This window comes from Sneathiella sp. (assembly GCF_002694385.1).
Classification (GTDB): domain Bacteria; phylum Pseudomonadota; class Alphaproteobacteria; order Sneathiellales; family Sneathiellaceae; genus Sneathiella.
Window position 1 is genome coordinate 45,972 of sequence record NZ_NZMB01000016.1, and the last position, 17,977, is coordinate 63,948.

Sequence of the window (17,977 nt, forward strand, 5' to 3'; positions counted from 1 at the left end):
CTCTTTTACTCTACAGGTTACGCAACGAAACTGTTCATCCGCGGGATGGGAACAACCGTAATCGACAAAATGGGTAAGCGTTACGAACATCCGCTGGTGGAACCGCAGGTATCGCATTTCATGCAGGTTCCATTGCGCACAAGGGTGAAATTGCCGCATTCGCCACAGCTATCGCCCTCATATCCTTTCATGCGCGCTTCCATGACGCGGCTGAGCCGGTCAGATCCGGCGGCGGCACTCGATGATCCGCCGCCCGCGCTGACACTGGCGGCCGCCACGGCCCCGGCGGCGCCGAAACTGGCTGCCGCCGCACTCACCTGGCCTTCACCAAGGCTCATGCTCATGGCGGAAAGGCCGCCCTGCAGCACCTCGAAATTATTGGCGCGGACATAGCCCGTGGAGGCAAGGTTGATGACATTATTGATGGCCGCCGGGTTGCGCGCGACTTCATCATCGGTAATCTTCGCCTGCGCCTCGCCACCGCCGATGGCGTCGGTGCGCAGATCATCCACCGCCACATGAGCCAGATCATTGCGACCGAGATAGGAAATCGCCAGCTCGCGGAACAGGTAATCAAGGATTGAGGTGGACATCTTGATGGCATCATTGCCCTCGACAATGCCCGAGGGTTCAAAGCGCGTGAAGGTATAGGCCTCAACGAATTCCTCAAGCGGCACGCCATATTGCAGGCCGATGGAAATAGCGATGGCGAAGTTATTCATCAGGCTGCGGAAGGCCGCGCCTTCCTTATGCATATCGATAAACACTTCACCGAGATTGCCGTCATCATATTCACCGGTCCGCAAATAAACCTTGTGCCCGCCGACCACGGCTTTCTGGGTATAGCCTTTGCGCCGGGTCGGCAGCTTCTTGCGCTCCGACACCAGCCGTTCGACAATCCGTTCGGCCACCACATTGCTGGCCGCTGCGGGAGAAACCTTCACCTCTTCCTGCACGTCCTCATAATCTTCCTCATCAAAGGTAAGGGCGGAGAGGGGCTGGCTCAGCTTGGAGCCATCGCGATAAAGCGCGTTGGCTTTGAGCGCCAGCTTCCAGGAGAGGAGATACGCCTCCTTGCAATCCTCAACCGTGGCGCTGTTGGCCATATTGATGGTCTTCGAGATGGCGCCGGAAATAAAGGGCTGCGCCGCCGCCATCATGCGGATATGGCTTTCCACGGATAACAGGCGGGTGCCTTTGCGGCCGCAGGGGTTGGCACAATCGAAGACAGGCAGATGCTCGTCTTTCAGATGCGGCGCACCTTCCAGTGTCATCGCGCCGCAGCAATAGCTGTTGGCGGCTTCAACTTCCAGACGGGTGAAGCCGATGGCAGCCAGCAGATCGAAGCCGTAATCATTGAGATCATCGGCATCGAGCCCCAGCACATCTGCGCAGAAATCTTCGCCAAGCGTGAATTTGTTAAAGGCGAATTTGATATCAAAGCTGCTGGCAAGGGAGGCTTCCAGCTTCTCCAGCACCTCATCGGTGAAGCCTTTCGTCCTGAGGGCTTCATGATTGACGCCGGGCGCATTTTCAAGCGTGCCATGGCCGACCGCATAGTCGATGATATCTTTTGTCTCTGCCCGGCTGTAGCCAAGATGGGCGAGGGCCTCGGGCACCGTGCGGTTGATGATCTTGAAATAGCCGCCACCGGCCAGCTTCTTGAATTTGACGATAGCGAAATCCGGCTCAATCCCCGTGGTGTCGCAATCCATGACGAGGCCAATGGTCCCCGTCGGCGCAATCACGGAAACCTGCGCATTGCGATACCCATGGGTTTTCCCAAGTTCAAGCGCGTCGTCCCAGGCCTTTTTTGCCGCATCCGCCAGCCCATCTTCCGGGCAGTTGATGGCATCAAGCGGGACAGGAAGGACATGCAGCGCCTCATAGCCGTCATTCAGGCCATAGGCGGCGTTGCGGTGATTGCGGATCACGCGCAGCATGTGGTTCGCATTTTTTTTGTATCCGGGGAATGCCCCAAGCTCGGACGCCATTTCGGCGCTGGTCCGATAGGCAACGCCGGTCATCACCGCGGTGATCGCCGCGCAAAGCGCTCGGCCTTCTGCGGAATCATAGGATAGGCCGCGCGCCATCAGCAGGCCGCCGATATTGGCATAGCCAAGGCCGAGAGTACGGAATTTATAGCTGAGCTTCGCAATCTCCTCCGACGGGAACTGCGCCATCAGGACGGAGATTTCAAGCGTCACCGTCCAGACCCGGACGGCATGCTCAAACGCCTCGATATCGAAGCTTTTGTCGGCGCGGCGGAAAGTCATCAGGTTGAGAGACGCGAGATTGCACGCCGTGTTATCGAGGAACATATATTCCGAACAGGGGTTGGAGGCGTTGATCCGGCCGTCCTCCGGGCAGGTGTGCCAATCATTGATGGTGGTGTCATACTGCAACCCCGGATCGGCCGACTGCCACGCGGCTTCGCCGATCTGATCCCACAAATCGCGGGCCTTGACGGTTTTCGCGACTTTTCCGTCGGTGCGGCGAGTCAGGTTCCAGTCGCCATCCCGCAGCACCGCTTCGATGAAATCATCGGTAACGCGGACGGAATTATTGGAATTCTGCCCTGATACCGTGAGATAAGCGGCCGAATCCCAATCTGTATCATAGGTTGGAAATTCGATTTCGGTGTAACCCTGCTTTGCAAACTGGATAACCCGCTGGATATAATTTTCCGGCACCATCGCCTTGCGCGCGCCGATAATTGCCTTTTTGAGAGCGGGGTTTTCAGCCGGAATGAAGGCTTCATCGCCTTCAATCTCCTGACAGGCCTTGATGACATTGTTCAGGTGAATGTTGCACAGCTTCGATCCGGCAACGAGGGAGGCAACCTTCTGCTCCTCCACCGCCTTCCAGCCAATATATTCCTCAATGTCCGGATGGTCGATATCCAGCGTCACCATCTTGGCCGCGCGCCGCGTGGTCCCACCGGATTTAATCGCGCCTGCCGCCCGATCGCCGATTTTGAGGAAGCTCATCAGGCCGGAGGATTTTCCGCCGCCCGATAGCCGCTCGCCTTCGCTGCGCAGGCTTGAAAAATTGGTGCCGGTACCGGAGCCATATTTGAACAGCCGCGCCTCCCGCACCCACAGGTCCATGATTCCGCCCTCATTGACCAGATCATCGTCGACCGACTGGATGAAGCAGGCGTGGGGCTGCGGATGCTCATAGGAGCTTTCGGATTTTTTCAGTTTTCCGGTCTTGAAATCCACATAGGAATGCCCCTGTGCCGGTCCATCAATGCCATAGGCCCAGTGCAGGCCCGTGTTGAACCACTGCGGCGAATTAGGGGCGCCCATCTGGCTCGCCAGCATAAAGCGCATTTCATCGAAATAGGCGCGGGCGTCTTCCTCACCGTCGAAATAGCCGCCTTTCCAGCCCCAGTAGGCCCAAGTTCCAGCCAACCGATCAAACACCTCTGTCGAGGATGTCTCGCCAATATAACGATCCTCTTCAGACAGTTCGGCAAGCGCCTCCTCATCGGCGGCCTGCTTCCACAGCCATTCCGGCACATCCTTTTCCGCAACCGGTTTCAGCCGCGCCGGAACACCTGCCTTGCGGAAATATTTCTGGGCGATGATATCGCAGGCCACCTGCGACCAGCTTGCGGGCACGTCAATGCCTTCCAGCCGGAAGACGACCGATCCATCCGGATTGCGGATTTCACTCGTTGTCTGTCTGAATTTGATGCTTGCGTAAGGGGATGAATCTTGTTTGGTGAACCGTCGCTCTATACGCATCTTCAGGCCTTCCATTATACTGAATTAAAGTCGTTCCTGTCGGAGCGGAATATTTGCCTGAAACGCCGGAAAACACAGGCGGGAGCAGCTCCCTCTCATTTCCAACGCCTACCATATATAGTAGGCAAAATCCCCCCAACTGCATAGGATCATGTCATCAGATTTTGGGGTGTCAACCGCAAAAAATCTAGATTTAGTGGCTAAAATTTTATCAATCGCGAAATATGGCGGTTTCGTGACAGTTAAGGGATTTTATGGTTAACAAGAAAATCGGCGTCCGTTGTAGAAAAGCAACGCTGTAACAGACAAAGAGATGGACCGGGCAGAATCAACCGGGCAGGGGCGGCGGATTGCGTCCGCAACACGAAAAGTTAGACTGGACGAACGGTCCTGTGAATGCCATATTCCGGGCAAATATTCATGCTTTCCTATGAGAGACGAGCGATATGGCGACGATTGGCACAAGGTTATATACATGGTGGCGGGGGGAACAGGTCGGTGAAGACCAGTTCGGCAATCACTATTACCGTGAAAAAGGCAAGCCGACCGGCCCTGTCGGGCGGGAGCGACGCTGGGTTCTCTATAAGGGGGATCCGGAGGCTTCCAAGGTGCCGCCTGCGTGGCATATCTGGTTGCATTACACGACGGACAAGCTGCCCGATGATCAGGCGCTCGAAAAAGCGCCCTGGATCGAGGAACACCGCCCGAACCTGACCGGCACCGAATTTGCCTATCGCCCGGACGGCTCTATCCTGAAAGGGGGCAAGCGGCAGAAAGGCACCGGCGATTATGAGGCGTGGCGTCCCTGACCGGAACAGCGGTATGGCCGCTGCGGCCAAGCGAAGGAGAAGTGCATGAACAGTAATATCGTGGAAACCGTCATCGGCGCCGTGGTTCTGGCCTTTGCGGCGATCTTTCTGGTCTTCGCCTATCGCACGGCCGATGTCGGCACCGGCGGCGGCGGGATCAATCTGTCCGCGTCCTTCGACAGCGTGGACGGCCTTAATGTCGGCAGCGATGTACGGATGAGCGGCATCAAAATAGGCACGGTCACCTCACAGACACTTGATCCGCAAAGCTACCGCGCCGTCTTGCGGATCAGCCTCAATGAAGATATCGAACTGCCGGAGGACAGCTCCGCCAAGATCACGTCAAGCGGCCTGCTCGGAAGCAATTACCTGTTGCTGACGCCCGGAGGCTCCGATGATATGCTGCAGGATGGCGGTTCCATCAGCTATACGCAAGGGGCGGTCAATATCCAGGATCTGATTGCCCAGGCCATCTTCTCCAGCGGCAACAGTAGCGGCGGGGGCAGCAAAAACAGTGGCGATGCCGGTGCGGACAAGTAACCGGGCGATAGCATCTTGACCCTTTCCCGACAGAAATTCCTCCTATCATACCGCGCCATATCAGGCATGGCGGCCCTGATTGTCGGCGGTGTGATGCTGAACGGTATCCTTCTGTCTCCCGCGCAGGCCGATCCGATGGAGGGCGATGCCGTTATCCTGCGCGCCCTTGATAAGGTGACGGCGCGGACAAGTGATCTTGAGATTCCCATCGGCGAATATGCGACCTTTGGCTCCCTCACCATTCTGCCGCAGAAATGCCTGAAGCGCCCGCCGGAAGAAACGCCGGAGACCACGGCTTTCCTTGAAATTACTGAACATCTTAACAGCGCCGACATGGACGCGGCCAGCCACACGGCAACCGCCCGCATCATAACGCCAGCGGAAACGCCCGCCGCGGCACCGTCGGGCGAGCCTCTGCCACCTCCATCAGACAGCAACGCCGCGCCGCCCGTTAACACGGAAAATACGGCAAACGATCAGAATAGGGGGATTGTGCGTTTGTTCACCGGCTGGATGTTCGCCTCCAGCCCCGCGATCAATGCGCTGGAACATCCCGTTTATGATGTCTGGGTGATCGACTGCAAGATTTCAGACCCAGACAAACCTTCCGGCAAGGAATAGAAATCGGCGTCAATCTCCTGCGCGTCCCGCAGCAGGCGCAGATATTCCCGTCGATCAATTTCGATGGCGCCGAAGCGGGCCAGATGCGGCGTTATAAACTGGGCGTCCAGCACGGCATAACCACCCCGGATCAGCCGCGCGACCAGATGGACAAGCGCTACTTTGCTGGCATCCGTTTCCCTTGAAAACATGCTTTCACCGCAAAAGACGCCCTTGAAAGCGACGCCATAGAGCCCGCCGACCAGCTCGCCCGCGCGCCAGCATTCAACGCTGTGGGCATAGCCCGCATAATGCAGCTCAGCATAGAGATCAAGGATTGTCCGGTTGATCCAGGTGGCATGGCGGCCCGGTCGGGAGGCCGCGCATTCGCGCATAACGCGGCGAAAATCACGGTCCACCGTCACGTCGAACGGCATCCGACGCACGGTCTTCGCAAGACTGCGTGGCACATGAAAAGAATGAAGCGGGAATATTCCCCGCGTCTCCGGCTCCACCCAGTATATATCCGGATCACTGGCGCTGTCCGCCATCGGAAAAATGCCGACGCTATAGGCAGCAAGCAAGGTTTCGATCGTGATCACGGTCATCGACAAAAACGCGCTTCAGCGCGCGGCAATGAATTTCTCCAGCCAGTGAATGTCATAGCGTCCGGCTCGGAAATCCTCGTTATGAACAATTTCCTGATGCAGGGGCAGAGTGGTCTTGATGCCGCTCACGACAAACTCCTGAAGCGCCCGGTCGAGCCGCATCAGGCATTCCTCGCGGCTGCCCGCATGGATGATCAGCTTGGCGATCAGGCTGTCATAATAGGGCGGGATGTTATAGCCGGTGTAAAGACCGCTGTCGATCCGCACACCAAGGCCGCCCGGCACATGAAATTCAGTAATCGGGCCGGGGCTTGCCGCAAAAGTATGCGGATCTTCCGCCGTGACACGGCATTCGATGGCATGGCCATTGAACTTGATATCCTCCTGCCGGAGATCGAGCGGCAGGCCCGCCGCCACATTGATCTGCGCCTGGACAAGGTCAATGCCGGTGATCATCTCGGTGACCGGATGCTCCACCTGCAGGCGGGTGTTCATTTCAATAAAATAGAACTCGCCATTCTCAAACAGGAACTCGATAGTGCCGACACCTTCATAACGCATATCGCGGATGGCGTCGGAGACCGTCTTGCCGATCCGCGCGCGCAGTTCCTCGGTGATAACAGGTGAGGGGCTTTCCTCCACCGCCTTCTGATGGCGCCGTTGAAGCGAACAGTCGCGCTCGCCCAGATGCACCACATTGCCCTTGCCGTCGGCGAGCACCTGAATTTCGATATGGCGCGGACCGCTCAGGTATTTTTCCATATAGACGGCATCATCGCCAAAAGCGAGATTGGCTTCTGATCGGGCGGAGGAAAAGGCCTCCGACAGTGCCTCACGGTTGAGGGCCACCTTCATGCCACGTCCGCCGCCACCGGCCGACGCCTTGATGATGACCGGATAACCGATGCGCGCCGCTTCCTGCTCCGCCTGCTGCAGGGTACGCACTTCCCCCTCCGATCCCGGCACGCAGGGCACGCCGAGCTTGCGCATGGTTTCCTTCGCCGTGATCTTGTCGCCCATCATGCGGATATGATCGGCGGACGGGCCGATAAACTTGATGCCATGGGCGGTGACGATATCGACGAATTTGGCATTTTCCGACAGGAAGCCATAGCCCGGATGGATGGCGTCCGCATTGGTCACTTCCGCCGCCGCGATGATCGAGGGGATATTGAGATAGCTCTGCGCCGAGCTCGCCGGGCCGATACAGACGCTTTCATCGGCGAGACGCACATGCATGGCATCCGCATCGGCGGAGGAATGGACGGCCACCGTCTTGATGCCCATCTCGCGGCAGGCGCGATGAATACGGAGCGCGATTTCGCCGCGATTGGCGATCAGGATTTTTTCAAACATCGAACCTGCCAACGTTACTCAAGAATGACAAGCGGCTGACCGAATTCCACCGGCTCTTCATTATCCACCAGCACACGGGCTACCTTACCCGCCTTCGGCGCCGCGATCGGGTTCATGGTTTTCATGGCTTCGACAATCAGCAGCGTCTGACCCTGGCTGACCACATCACCCGGCCGCACGAATGGGGCCGCGCCCGGCTCCGGCGCCAGATAGATGGTGCCGACCATCGGGGATTTGACCGCGCCCGGATGGTCATCAGCCGCCGCCGCAGGGGCTGCTGCCGCTGTCGCCGGATGGGCTACAGGCGCGCCGCCCATAACCACCGGCGCCGCCGACGTGCCGCGCGACAGCCGGAGGCGATGATCTTCGCTCTCGATCTCGATCTCGCCCAGGCCCGTTTCATTCATGATCTCGGCCAGTTCCCGGATCACCTCTTTGTCGATGTTCAGTTTTTTCATAATGTCCAAGTCTCGGTTACTCTAGTCAATCAGTTCGGCAAGCGCCTCAAGGGCCAGAACATAGCCTTTTGCCCCAAATCCGCAGATAACGCCAGCGGCAACAGCGGATATATAACTATGATGGCGGAATTCTTCACGCGAAAAAATATTTGAAAGATGCACCTCCACCACCGGCAGGCCCGTTGCCTTGATGGCATCGGCCAGCGCGACGGAGGTATGAGTATAGGCGGCGGCATTGAGAATAATGCCGCCATGCCGCTCGGCCGCGTCCTGAATGGCATCCACCAGATCGCCCTCGTTGTTACTCTGGAAGAAGGCAACGTCAAGCCCCAGCGTCTCGCCATGGGCGCGGGTCAGGGTCTCGATATCGGCAAGGGTTGTATGCCCGTAAATCTCCGGCTCGCGGCGGCCGAGCAGATTGAGGTTTGGCCCGTTGATAATAATGACTGACTTACCCATACCTTAATCCCCCGGAGCATTCCCCGAAAAGCCCGCAACCGGCCCGCAGCGCACCGCCACCAGCCAAACTGCCCCCTTATACAGAAGTCTTCCCCAAGTTTAAAGCAGTTGTGAAAATTAGTCGATGCGGGAGATCGAAGCAGTTTTTTTTATAAGTCAATTAATATTTGTTGGCCCAAACTGCAAAATGTCTTTTCAAAAATAGTTACTTATTTTCTCGCAACCATTTCTCGGCGTTTTCAATTGCTAACACCCAGTCTCTATTATTCATTTTTTCCCGAAGATCGAGCATACCTGTTTGCTTTGTCTGCATTCCATAGCGTCTAGCAACTTCGTACCATTTTACAGCTTCAACCAAATTTTTCTTAACACCTTTACCGCTTTCATACATTTTCCCAAGTCGGTAGGGTGCAAGCATGGAGTCGGTTTCTTTAGTACAGAGCAAGTATAGATCAAAAGCCTTTTCCAAATTAGATTCTACGCCAATCCCTTTCTCATAGATGTAGCCAAGCCAGTAATTACCTTCTTTAGCGCCAGCTGCAATAGCTCTTTCTATTGTCGATTTTGCGAGAATTACATCTTTTTGCGCGTAGTCTCCATTAAGATAAGCAAGACCTAGAACCATAATGGAAATCGGAGATCCTTGTTTAGCAGCTAACTTATACCAATGATAACCTTTGGCTCTGTCTTGATGTACTCCCAATCCCATTGAGTAAAGGCTCGCAATTTTTTCCTGAGCGGCAACATACCCACCTTCCGCAGACTTTTCATACCAATAAGCCGCATCCTGCATACAAGAGTCATTGCCGAAAGAGTTAGTTGAGTATTTATTCTTACCACAAGTCCATCCATGTTTATCGTAAAAATCCGGATCGTTTAGAACTTGGTAAGTAGCCGATTCAAACAAACGCCCAAGGTAATATTGACCCTCAGGATCACCGCTTTTCGCCAGCTCGCTCAATATGGCATAGGCTTCCCTAAATTGAGATGAATTTAACGTTGTGATACCAGCCTTTAGATCAGATTTTGATACACTTTCTGACATTGCATGCGATTGCAAAGATAAGGAAACTGCCAATGCCAAGCAAAATATAACCGGGAGAAGAAGAAAGTATCTCATGTTTATACCACAAACTATGAATGCAAATTATGTTGATTTATACAACCATTCATGATTGTATTTAAATATATATTGTAGTCTGAAGGGGCAAATTATGAGTAACTTTGATGATTTCGTGGCTGAAGTAAATAGCACTACCACCGCGAATCCAAGTCTGGCAGCAAATCCATCTGGATTGCAGCAGGTTTTAGGAAATATCGCAGATAAGTACGGCATCGTAATGATCTCCTCTGTTTATGGGGGTATCTCTTCAGGAATTGGTCAAAATCTCAGCGGAAATTTGGTTTATGATTCGGAAAACGGACTAAAATTAAATGCTTCTGGCATAATACCAGGAACAAAAGCAGGCATAGGAGGTTCGTTGAGTGGAGACGGAATTGAATTAGGTTCACAATATAACTTAGTAAATGTCGGCATTGCGGGTGTCAGCATAAATGAGTCATTTCTCAAACATCAATTAACGATTGAAATTAATGCGGACGCAATTCCAGCCTTAATAAGTCCGACGGGCGGCACCTCATTAACCTTTGTCGAAGTAAATGACTATTTAGAGGGTGATTTTAGAGAAAAAGTCTTCGATGGGCTAGACAGTAGGAATATTGTTGAGAACGGCGTAATTACTTCTTCTGACCGCAATTTAATTTATGACGATGCGGTAACAAACTTTAAATCTGCGCTTTCAAGCGGCAAAACCTTTGATTTGCAAAACTATCTAGCCATCAAAGAGTTTGAATATGGAAACTACTCCAACGGTGCCGCCGTTGTTTACGAGGGCTGGGAAGCGGCCAATGTAACACGTTACATTGAAAAAATTCCTAATTCCGGCGGCGATTACCTAATCCGCAGTGAATTAGTAATCGAGGCCACAGGAAAGAGGACTTTCGCATATTCCAGAGTTTCTGCAGACGGCATTGTGGAAGCCGAAGGTTATTATTCTGGAACTATTGATCCTTATACTGGGCGACTGGTAATTTCTACAGCAAGTGAAAATTGGAATGGTAAAACATTAAATGAACTAATCGAAGAAGTTAAAGAGAGTGTAATAAAAGATAATCAGTATAATGATCCCCGCTGTTTCGCGGCTGGTACTCAAATCGATATGGCGGACGGATCCACCAAGTCTATTGAGACCATAGAAATCGGCGATGAGGTGATGGCCTATGATCCGGAGGCGGAGGCGGAGGCCGGGCGCGGCGGGCTGTGGCCGGCGCGGGTCACGCGCACCATGGTCAATCAGGTGCCACATCTGCTCGATTTCCATGGCGTCAGGGTTACGCCCGGCCATGCGACGCTCTCGGGTGATGGACCGCATGCGGGAAAACATATTCCGCTGATGGATATCCTCACTCAAGATGGCGCGGTTGTGAACCGCGAGGGCGATCTGTTGCGCGCCGCCACCAACCTGCCGGTGGGCAGTGAAGGCGATCAATTTGTTGAAGTCGCCTATATCACCTCCAAATCCCAGAAAACATATTTCCGGGGCCGCATGCGCGCCGGCACGCTGACCCTCGATGCCGAGGGGAAGACCCACCGGGTGCTGGACGCGCTCAAACGCGAAGGATACCGTCTTCTGCCGGATGGCCTGATCGCGAAAGACGGGGAGACGCCGCATCCGCTGTACTGGTTCGGGGAATTGCCGAAGCCCGCCGATTATGTGCTGGCAAAAAGCGGCCTGACCCTTGCCGAGCTTTACAGCGCCGGGGAGGAGCAGGAGAGGAACCGGCCGGTCCCCGTCAGCTCGTCCAAAATCGGGGCCGAGCTCGGGGCCATCCATGCGGGCATGTGGGTAAACTGACCATCGCTGCACGCCTCCTGCACCAACGGCAATCCCCTTTATTGGGCGCGGCGCCATGCCCTCGCGCAATATTGATTTCGCGGATCCGGGGGCTGTTTGTATAGTCCTGCTTTTGGCGGTCCTCCGGGAAGGCGGGAATGAAAGCGGTTCGTAAAATTAGTCTGATTTTCCTGTGCGCAGTCGTGCTATTCGCCCTGCCACAGATGCTGTCGGTGGCGGCGGGCATGTCGGAGGAGGGGCAGAGCTGGTCCACCGCACGGCGTGATGCCACGGGTCTGTCGCCTGGGCCCGACAGCCACCGGGACGCCATCATCCAGGTTTATGGCGCGCGCACCTGGGGCTGGCGCGGGAATTTTGCCGTGCATTGCTGGATCACCCTGAAGGGCGAGGGGGCGGATCATTATGATCGCTATGAGATTATCGGCTGGCGGGCGCGGAATGGCGGCAATGCGCTGGTCCATAAACGCGGCAGCCCCGATAATTACTGGTTCGGCAATGAACCGGAGCTTTATGCCGAAGTGAGGGGCGAGGAGGCAGCGGCGCTGATCCCCCGCATCGAACAGGTGATTGAGGCATATCCGCACAAGACGGAATATCGCGTCTGGCCCGGCCCCAATTCCAACAGCTTCATCGCCCATATCGGCCGCGCCGTGCCGGAGTTGGAGCTGGATCTGCCGCCGACAGCCATCGGCAAGGATTTCATCACCGGCGGTATGCCCGTGGGAAGCGCGGTCAGCGGCCGCGGGATGCAGTTTTCCGTGCTGGGTCTGGGTGGCTTTTCCTTAAGCCCCGTCGAGGGGGTGGAGCTGCATCTGCTCGGCCTCACCCTCGGGCTTGATATCGACGATCTGGCGCTGAAACTGCCGGGGTTTGGCCGTATCGATCCGTTCTAAGCGTCTTACTGCCCCGGAAATGAGCGATTGCCATGGCAAGCCGCCAATGTCTTCGGCGATCTCAGCTATCCGATTTATCCGCCGCGTTGCCCGCGGCTTTCGCCTGCGCCCGCACCGCATTGATCACGGTTTTCATGTCTTCAAGCGAAATCACGCCGGGAATGAACTGATCGCCAATGATGAAGGCGGGCGTACCGCTGATGCCGAGTTTTCCGGCAAGCTCATGATTTTTCTCGATAACATTGCGGGTTTTATCGCTCTGCATATCGGTCTGCAACTTTGCCGTATCCAGGCCGGATTCTTCAGCGATCGACAGGATCCGTTCTTTCGTGAGGCTGCCGCGGCTCTCCATCAATGCAGTGTGAAACCCTTCGTACTTACCCTGCTCAAGCGATGCAATAGCGGCCTGCGATGCCAGAAATGACTCCGCCCCCAGTATGGGAAATTCCTTTAAAACCAAACGGGTATTGCCATCTTCCTGAACCGCCTTCATAAGATCGGGAAAGCTTTTCTTGCAATAGCCACAGCGATAGTCGAAAAATTCGACGATGGTGACATCTCCCTCCGGATTTCCGGCGATAAAGCTGTAGCCATCATTTTGCAGATCATCGGAATATGTGGCGAGAAGGGCCTGCTGCTGCTCCGCGGCGGCCTGCTTCTCGCGCTGGCTGAGGGTGATCAGAGCCTCGCGGAGAACACCCGGATTTTCCATCAGATAGGCCTTGACCCGGTCGCCAAACGCCGCATCCTCCGTCGCGCCACGCGGCGTAAGAAATCCATAGAGACTGATCCCGATGGCGACAATCGCCACGAATAGGGCGAGGAGAGGGAGGGTTTTCGGCTTTCCGGATACAGGCATCGGCGGCTTTCATCATATAGGGACAGGGCACGATTATGCGCTTCACGCCCGTAAAATCAAATAAACAATGACGTGATCCCAGGGCATATCAGGGCTGTACTTGTCAGTACAAGTAAATAATCCCGATTGTCGCGCCGCCGTTCCCTATTTATAGTATCCGGACGGGCAGCTGGCGCAACAGCCCGCACGTCATACCATATGCGCCTGTTTATCGAAGTGAGGGGTAAGTGATGCTTAAGGAATTTAAAGAATTCGCCATGCGCGGAAACGTACTGGACATGGCCGTTGGTATCATCATCGGTGCCGCATTCGGCACCATTGTCAAATCTCTGGTCGATGACGTCATCATGCCTCCGATCGGGCTGCTGCTCGGCGGTGTCGATTTCACCGATTTCTTTATCACCCTGTCCGGCGGGGATTATGCCACCCTTGCCGCCGCCAAGGAAGCGGGGGCCGTCACCTTGAATTATGGCGCCTTCATCAACACGATTATCAGCTTCCTGATTGTCGCCTTCGCGGTGTTTCTGCTGATCAAGCAGATGAACCGGGTCATCAAGAAGGAAGAGGCCGCCCCCGCAGCACCACCCGCGCCGCCGCGTGAGGAAGTCCTGCTGGAAGAAATTCGCGATATTCTGAAAAACCAGAAATAACGCGCCCGCCACTATGCTGCCGGTCCGGACTAGTTCCGGGCCGTCTGCTGCTGTTTTGCAATTGTGATAATGTCCTGCGCCCGAAGATAGAGGGGGCTGCCCACTTTAAATAAATCCTGCGCCCGTTCCGCATGAAAAATAGCCTTGGCGGCATTCCCTTCCAGCAGATACCGCTCCGCACTGGCATAGGCCAGCATCGCCGTATCACCAAGTCGGCTGTAGGCGATGGCAAGCTGATCCCATGTATTGACATTATCCGGATCAAGCGCCTGGCTCGCACTGAGGATATCGAGCGCCTTTTCCGAATCCTGCGGATTACCGGTCGCATTCAGTACCGTCGCATAAAGGGTCAGGATCAGCGGCTCATCCGGCGCCAGATTTACCGCCGTTTCCAGCGGAGACAACGCCGCATTGATATTACCCGTCTCGTATAGGGCCTGCCCCTTCAACTCATGAAAATAGGGATCGGTCGGATATTCCGCAATCAGGCTGTCGATTTCGGCCAGGGCTTTCTGCATGTCCGGATAGCGGTAATAGGCAATAGCGCGGGCATAGCGCGCCTCGACACTCTTGTCCGTTTCCGGATATTCGCGCAGCGTCCGGGCGAGGGGGCGGGTAAAGCCGATCAGCTTCGCCTGCATGCGCTTCATGGCGATCACATCTTCAGGGCTGTCCGGCACATCCTGATAAGGGGAGTTCTTCACCCGCTGGCTGAGCGCCGCGACACGTTCACTGCTGACCGGATGACTGCGATAGTAGGAGGAGATGGAATTCTGCGGCTGATACTGGCCCTGACCGATGATCTCCAGAAACTCCATCATGCCGCGTCCGGACTGACCGGTCCGGTCGAGATAGGTGATAGCCGCCTGATCGGCGGAGGATTCCTGCGTCCGGCTATATTGCAGAAAGGAACGGGTCGCCATATCAGTGGAGCCCATGGCGATGGCCATGCCCGCTTCTCCGCCGCCCGCCGCCATAGCGGCCAGGCCAAGGATCATGCCAACGATGTTCTTGATGCTGGCGTTTTTCAGCGCATCCTGGGTGCGCGCCAGATGACCGCCCGCAATGTGTCCCGTTTCATGGGCAATCACGCCTTTCAATTGCGACGGGGTCTCGACCCGCTCCAGCAGGCCGCGAAACATGAACATCCGCTGGCCACCTGCCACAAAGGCGTTCAAATCATCGCTATTGATGATATATAAACGGACATCATCGCCATTCAGCCCGGCCGCGGCGAACAGAGGCCTTGCGTAAGAGCGCAGGGTGTGTTCAATTTCCGCGTCACGGATAAAGGAGGGGCCCGTCTGTTTGGCAAATGCCCCCTGCAAGGGCACTAACAGGACCAGAAATATGGATAGCGTTGTTACTATGCGTTTGATCAAAAAAAACATCCCCTTATATCTTCCTAAAACTAGGAAGTTGGATGGCTTGCGTCAATGGATTGCGCGCCTGTTATTTCTTGGCCTGCTGCCGTCTCTGCTGCTTTCCGCCTGTGGCGGGCCCAGCGTTCCACTCGGCCAGATCGGTAATGTGGAGGGCGACCTCGGCGGCGCTGCTTCGGATGAGCCGCGTGCCACCCTCGTTGCGGAAGACATCCTTGCCTCCGGCGGCACAGCGGCGGATGCCGCCACCGCCCTTTATTTTACGCTGGCCGTTACCTATCCGGTTGCGGCTTCGCTTGGCGGCGGCGGGGAATGCATTGTCTATGACACCAAGACCAACAAGCTCGAAAATCTGCAATTCTTCAATCAGTCACCTGCCGCGGGCGGCGCCATCGCCATTCCCGGCAATATTCGTGGCATGGCGGCGTTGCAGGCCCGCTACGGCCGCCTTGAATGGTCTCAACTCCTCGCCCCGGCCGAACAGATCGCCGCCTTTGGCGAGCCGCTCTCCCGCGCCCAGCATATGGCCATGGTCGTCAACCGGAACCAATTCATCCTCGACTATAACATCCGCAATATCTTCACCGACAAAGACGGTAATTTTGTGGCTGAGGGTACCCGTCTGCGGCAGGTGCGGCTGGCAGCCCTGTTATCGGCCCTGCGCTCTGAAGGCGGCGCCTCCTTCTACACCGGCAACTGGGCGCGCACCTTTGTTGAAGATGCCCGCATCGCCGGCGGCGACATCACCGTCTCGGACATGGTGAATTACAAGCCCGTCTGGCAGGACGCGCGCAGCTTCCGCGTTGACAGCAACATGGTCGGATTGTCCACCGGACGATCCGGCGAGCTGTTCGAAACCCTTTGGAAATCACTCTATGACGGCAAGGGTATTCTCGGTGTCAATGTGTCCATTCCGGAAATCGATATCGCCCGGCAAACGGCGGAGCTTTTCTCGAAAGTACCGGATATATCACCGTTCATCAGCTACGGCACCACATCCTTCGTCACGTCCGATAACCAGGGCGGGGCAGTGGCCTGCGTCGTCGGCCTCGGCTTCCCTTTCGGGAGTGGCCAGATGGGTGAAATCAGCGGTATTGTCATGGCCGGAAACCAGGGGGCGGACATGCGCGAATTTGCCGCCTCTCCCATGATCATGGCCAATATCACGAACAAGGATATTTATTATGCAGGGGCGGCCTCCGGCGGGGCCGTCGCAACGGTGGCGACCGTCTCGACGGCGCTCAATGTGCTGGCGCAGGGACAGGCACTCGATCCGGCAATTGAGGCGCCGCGCCTCTTCACCATGGGACCGCGGCTTCCGCTGCTGTATGAATCCGCTATGGCCGCTGAGGATGTGGCGGCATTGCAAAGCGAATTTCCCGCCGCCGTGGAAGTGGACCGGCTGGCGTCTGTCAACGCCATCTACTGCCGGGATGGCAAGCTGTTCAACTGTATTTCCCGTCATGATCCACGCGGCTACGGCCTGTCGCTGGTCGGCAATTAGGATTGCAGGCGGATGACACAGTCCAAGGGCCCCGAAATCAGCCCCTTCATCGTCATGGAAGTCATGAAAGCCGCCGCAATGCGGGAAGAACAGGGCGGTGAGGTGATCCATATGGAGGTCGGACAACCCGGCACAAAAGCCCCCGCGAAGGTGTTGGCGGCGGCGCGTGCGGCGCTCGATCAGCAGCTTATCGGTTATACGGGCGCCCTCGGGATCCCCGAGTTGCGGGAGGCTATTTCACGCCATTACCGGGATTTTTATGGCGCCACAGTGCCCGCAAATCGCATCATCGTCACCACCGGCTCATCCGGCGCCTTTCTGCTCAGTTTTCTATCCGCTTTTAAGACGGGGGACCGTGTTGTCCTGGCGGAGCCCGGCTATCCCGCCTATCGCAATATCCTGACGGCGCTGGGGCGCTCACCCCTCGGGCTGCCCTGCGGGGCGGAAACCAATTTTCAGCCAACGCCAGAGTTGCTGGACAGGCTGGACGAACCGCTGCAAGGACTGCTGGTCGCAAGCCCGTCAAACCCGACCGGCACCATGATCCATGAAAGGGAAATGCGGGCGCTTGTCGATTATTGTAAAGACAGGGGTCTGCAATTCATCTCCGACGAGATTTATCACGGCATCTGCTATGACGAAGCGGCGGTGACCGCGTTGCAATTCACCGATGAGGCAATTGTCATTAACAGCTTTTCGAAATTCTTTTCGATGACTGGCTGGCGGCTCGGCTGGATGGTGGTGCCGGAGCGGCTGCTCGACCTCTGCGAGAAGCTGGCGCAAAATCTATTTATCTCGCCGCCCGCGCTCAGCCAGTATGCCGCTGTCGCTGCCTTTGACTGCCATGATGAGATTGCGGCCAATGTGGCGGTCTATGCCCGTAATCGTGACTTGCTGTTGCGGGAATTTCCAAAGCTGGGGCTGAGCCGACTGGCGGCCGCCGACGGCGCTTTTTACCTCTATGCGGATGTGCGGGATTATACCAATGATTCCGTCGAATTCTGCAAGCGGATGCTGCATGAGACGGGAGTGGCGGCAACACCGGGCGTCGATTTCGATCCGCATCGCGGCCATGTCTATGTGCGGTTTTCCTTCGCCGGGACGACCGAGGCCATGGAACGGGCGGTTGCGGCCCTCAAAAACTGGCCGGCGCTCAGAAAATCATAGGCCTTTCTGACACGCCACTTTGCAA

The 17,977-nt window shown here is 56.0% G+C and carries 16 protein-coding genes; 8 read left to right on the plus strand and 8 right to left on the minus strand.

What is annotated here, in order from left to right; genetic code table 11:
• Positions 1 to 80 precede the first annotated feature (80 nt).
• Positions 81 to 3,752: a vitamin B12-dependent ribonucleotide reductase gene (locus CMN55_RS10475; protein WP_293949753.1), complete on the minus strand. Its 3,672-nt coding sequence runs from the start codon at positions 3,750 to 3,752 to the stop codon at positions 81 to 83.
• A gap of 446 nt (positions 3,753 to 4,198) precedes the next feature.
• On the opposite strand from CMN55_RS10475, the gene CMN55_RS10480 reads away from it, so the two are divergent.
• Genes CMN55_RS10480 through CMN55_RS10490 form a run of 3 tightly spaced genes read left to right on the plus strand, consistent with a single transcriptional unit; the run spans position 4,199 to position 5,722 of the window.
• On the plus strand, positions 4,199 to 4,561 hold the full coding sequence (locus CMN55_RS10480) for an NADH:ubiquinone oxidoreductase subunit NDUFA12 (protein ID WP_293949754.1): 363 nt from the start codon (positions 4,199 to 4,201) through the stop codon (positions 4,559 to 4,561).
• 45 nt (positions 4,562 to 4,606) lie between these two features.
• On the plus strand, positions 4,607 to 5,101 hold the full coding sequence (gene mlaD, locus CMN55_RS10485) for an outer membrane lipid asymmetry maintenance protein MlaD (RefSeq protein ID WP_293949755.1): 495 nt from the start codon (positions 4,607 to 4,609) through the stop codon (positions 5,099 to 5,101).
• 15 nt (positions 5,102 to 5,116) lie between these two features.
• Positions 5,117 to 5,722 (plus strand): DUF2155 domain-containing protein, encoded by a 606-nt coding sequence (locus CMN55_RS10490; RefSeq protein ID WP_293949756.1) that lies wholly within the window; start codon positions 5,117 to 5,119, stop codon positions 5,720 to 5,722.
• Here CMN55_RS10490 and aat read toward each other — a convergent pair.
• The 5 genes from aat to CMN55_RS10515 all read right to left on the minus strand — a co-directional run bounded on the left by aat (position 5,659) and on the right by CMN55_RS10515 (position 9,627).
• Complete coding sequence (aat, locus tag CMN55_RS10495; RefSeq protein WP_293949757.1) at positions 5,659 to 6,309, minus strand: leucyl/phenylalanyl-tRNA--protein transferase; 651 nt, start codon at positions 6,307 to 6,309, stop codon at positions 5,659 to 5,661. The genes CMN55_RS10490 and aat overlap by 64 nt on opposite strands.
• 15 nt (positions 6,310 to 6,324) lie before the next feature.
• The gene (accC, locus tag CMN55_RS10500) at positions 6,325 to 7,665 is read right to left on the minus strand and encodes an acetyl-CoA carboxylase biotin carboxylase subunit (RefSeq protein WP_293949758.1); all 1,341 of its coding nucleotides are present in this window, start codon (positions 7,663 to 7,665) and stop codon (positions 6,325 to 6,327) included.
• A 14-nt stretch (positions 7,666 to 7,679) separates the two neighbouring features.
• The gene (accB, locus tag CMN55_RS10505; RefSeq protein WP_293949759.1) at positions 7,680 to 8,123 is read right to left on the minus strand and encodes an acetyl-CoA carboxylase biotin carboxyl carrier protein; all 444 of its coding nucleotides are present in this window, start codon (positions 8,121 to 8,123) and stop codon (positions 7,680 to 7,682) included.
• Positions 8,124 to 8,144: 21 nt separating this feature from the next.
• The gene (gene aroQ, locus CMN55_RS10510; RefSeq protein WP_293949760.1) at positions 8,145 to 8,582 is read right to left on the minus strand and encodes a type II 3-dehydroquinate dehydratase; all 438 of its coding nucleotides are present in this window, start codon (positions 8,580 to 8,582) and stop codon (positions 8,145 to 8,147) included.
• Positions 8,583 to 8,787: 205 nt separating this feature from the next.
• Positions 8,788 to 9,627, minus strand: coding sequence for a tetratricopeptide repeat protein (locus CMN55_RS10515; RefSeq protein ID WP_293949761.1), 840 nt, complete (start codon positions 9,625 to 9,627; stop codon positions 8,788 to 8,790).
• A 169-nt stretch (positions 9,628 to 9,796) separates the two neighbouring features.
• On the opposite strand from CMN55_RS10515, the gene CMN55_RS10520 reads away from it, so the two are divergent.
• Together CMN55_RS10520 and CMN55_RS10525 are read left to right on the plus strand one after the other, a co-directional pair.
• A complete protein-coding gene (locus CMN55_RS10520; protein WP_293949762.1) occupies positions 9,797 to 11,497 on the plus strand; it encodes a Hint domain-containing homing endonuclease in 1,701 nt (566 codons plus the stop codon).
• A gap of 137 nt (positions 11,498 to 11,634) precedes the next feature.
• Positions 11,635 to 12,390 carry a DUF3750 domain-containing protein gene (locus tag CMN55_RS10525; RefSeq protein ID WP_293949763.1) on the plus strand — a complete coding sequence of 252 codons (756 nt, stop codon included), beginning with the start codon at positions 11,635 to 11,637 and terminating at the stop codon, positions 12,388 to 12,390.
• 61 nt (positions 12,391 to 12,451) lie between these two features.
• On the opposite strand, the gene CMN55_RS10530 is transcribed toward CMN55_RS10525, so the two are convergent.
• Positions 12,452 to 13,249: a DsbA family protein gene (locus CMN55_RS10530; protein WP_293949764.1), complete on the minus strand. Its 798-nt coding sequence runs from the start codon at positions 13,247 to 13,249 to the stop codon at positions 12,452 to 12,454.
• Positions 13,250 to 13,479: 230 nt separating this feature from the next.
• Here CMN55_RS10530 and mscL point away from each other — a divergent pair, with 230 nt between their 5' ends.
• A complete protein-coding gene (gene mscL, locus CMN55_RS10535) occupies positions 13,480 to 13,899 on the plus strand; it encodes a large-conductance mechanosensitive channel protein MscL (RefSeq protein ID WP_293949765.1) in 420 nt (139 codons plus the stop codon).
• A 29-nt stretch (positions 13,900 to 13,928) separates the two neighbouring features.
• Here mscL and CMN55_RS10540 read toward each other — a convergent pair whose 3' ends face one another.
• Complete coding sequence (locus tag CMN55_RS10540) at positions 13,929 to 15,281, minus strand: M48 family metalloprotease (protein WP_293949766.1); 1,353 nt, start codon at positions 15,279 to 15,281, stop codon at positions 13,929 to 13,931.
• Between the two features lie 46 nt (positions 15,282 to 15,327).
• Between CMN55_RS10540 and CMN55_RS10545 the strand changes: the two genes are divergently transcribed.
• Both CMN55_RS10545 and CMN55_RS10550 read left to right on the plus strand, forming a co-directional pair.
• Positions 15,328 to 16,785, plus strand: a complete 1,458-nt coding sequence (locus CMN55_RS10545) for a gamma-glutamyltransferase (protein ID WP_293949767.1) — start codon at positions 15,328 to 15,330, stop codon at positions 16,783 to 16,785.
• A 12-nt stretch (positions 16,786 to 16,797) separates the two neighbouring features.
• Positions 16,798 to 17,952: a pyridoxal phosphate-dependent aminotransferase gene (locus tag CMN55_RS10550; protein ID WP_293949768.1), complete on the plus strand. Its 1,155-nt coding sequence runs from the start codon at positions 16,798 to 16,800 to the stop codon at positions 17,950 to 17,952.
• The last annotated feature ends 25 nt before the right edge of the window (positions 17,953 to 17,977 follow it).

Bases quoted from the DNA above. Each gene is read 5' to 3' on its own strand.
- CMN55_RS10475 (WP_293949753.1), bottom strand. From the start codon at position 3,752: ATGCGTATAGAGCGACGGTTCACCAAACAAGATTCATCCCCTTACGCA.
- CMN55_RS10480 (WP_293949754.1), top strand. From the start codon at position 4,199: ATGGCGACGATTGGCACAAGGTTATATACATGGTGGCGGGGGGAACAG.
- mlaD (WP_293949755.1), top strand. From the start codon at position 4,607: ATGAACAGTAATATCGTGGAAACCGTCATCGGCGCCGTGGTTCTGGCC.
- aat (WP_293949757.1), bottom strand. From the start codon at position 6,309: ATGACCGTGATCACGATCGAAACCTTGCTTGCTGCCTATAGCGTCGGC.
- accC (WP_293949758.1), bottom strand. From the start codon at position 7,665: ATGTTTGAAAAAATCCTGATCGCCAATCGCGGCGAAATCGCGCTCCGT.
- accB (WP_293949759.1), bottom strand. From the start codon at position 8,123: ATGAAAAAACTGAACATCGACAAAGAGGTGATCCGGGAACTGGCCGAG.
- aroQ (WP_293949760.1), bottom strand. From the start codon at position 8,582: ATGGGTAAGTCAGTCATTATTATCAACGGGCCAAACCTCAATCTGCTC.
- CMN55_RS10515 (WP_293949761.1), bottom strand. From the start codon at position 9,627: ATGTCAGAAAGTGTATCAAAATCTGATCTAAAGGCTGGTATCACAACG.
- CMN55_RS10520 (WP_293949762.1), top strand. From the start codon at position 9,797: ATGAGTAACTTTGATGATTTCGTGGCTGAAGTAAATAGCACTACCACC.
- CMN55_RS10525 (WP_293949763.1), top strand. From the start codon at position 11,635: ATGAAAGCGGTTCGTAAAATTAGTCTGATTTTCCTGTGCGCAGTCGTG.
- CMN55_RS10530 (WP_293949764.1), bottom strand. From the start codon at position 13,249: ATGCCTGTATCCGGAAAGCCGAAAACCCTCCCTCTCCTCGCCCTATTC.
- mscL (WP_293949765.1), top strand. From the start codon at position 13,480: ATGCTTAAGGAATTTAAAGAATTCGCCATGCGCGGAAACGTACTGGAC.
- CMN55_RS10550 (WP_293949768.1), top strand. From the start codon at position 16,798: ATGACACAGTCCAAGGGCCCCGAAATCAGCCCCTTCATCGTCATGGAA.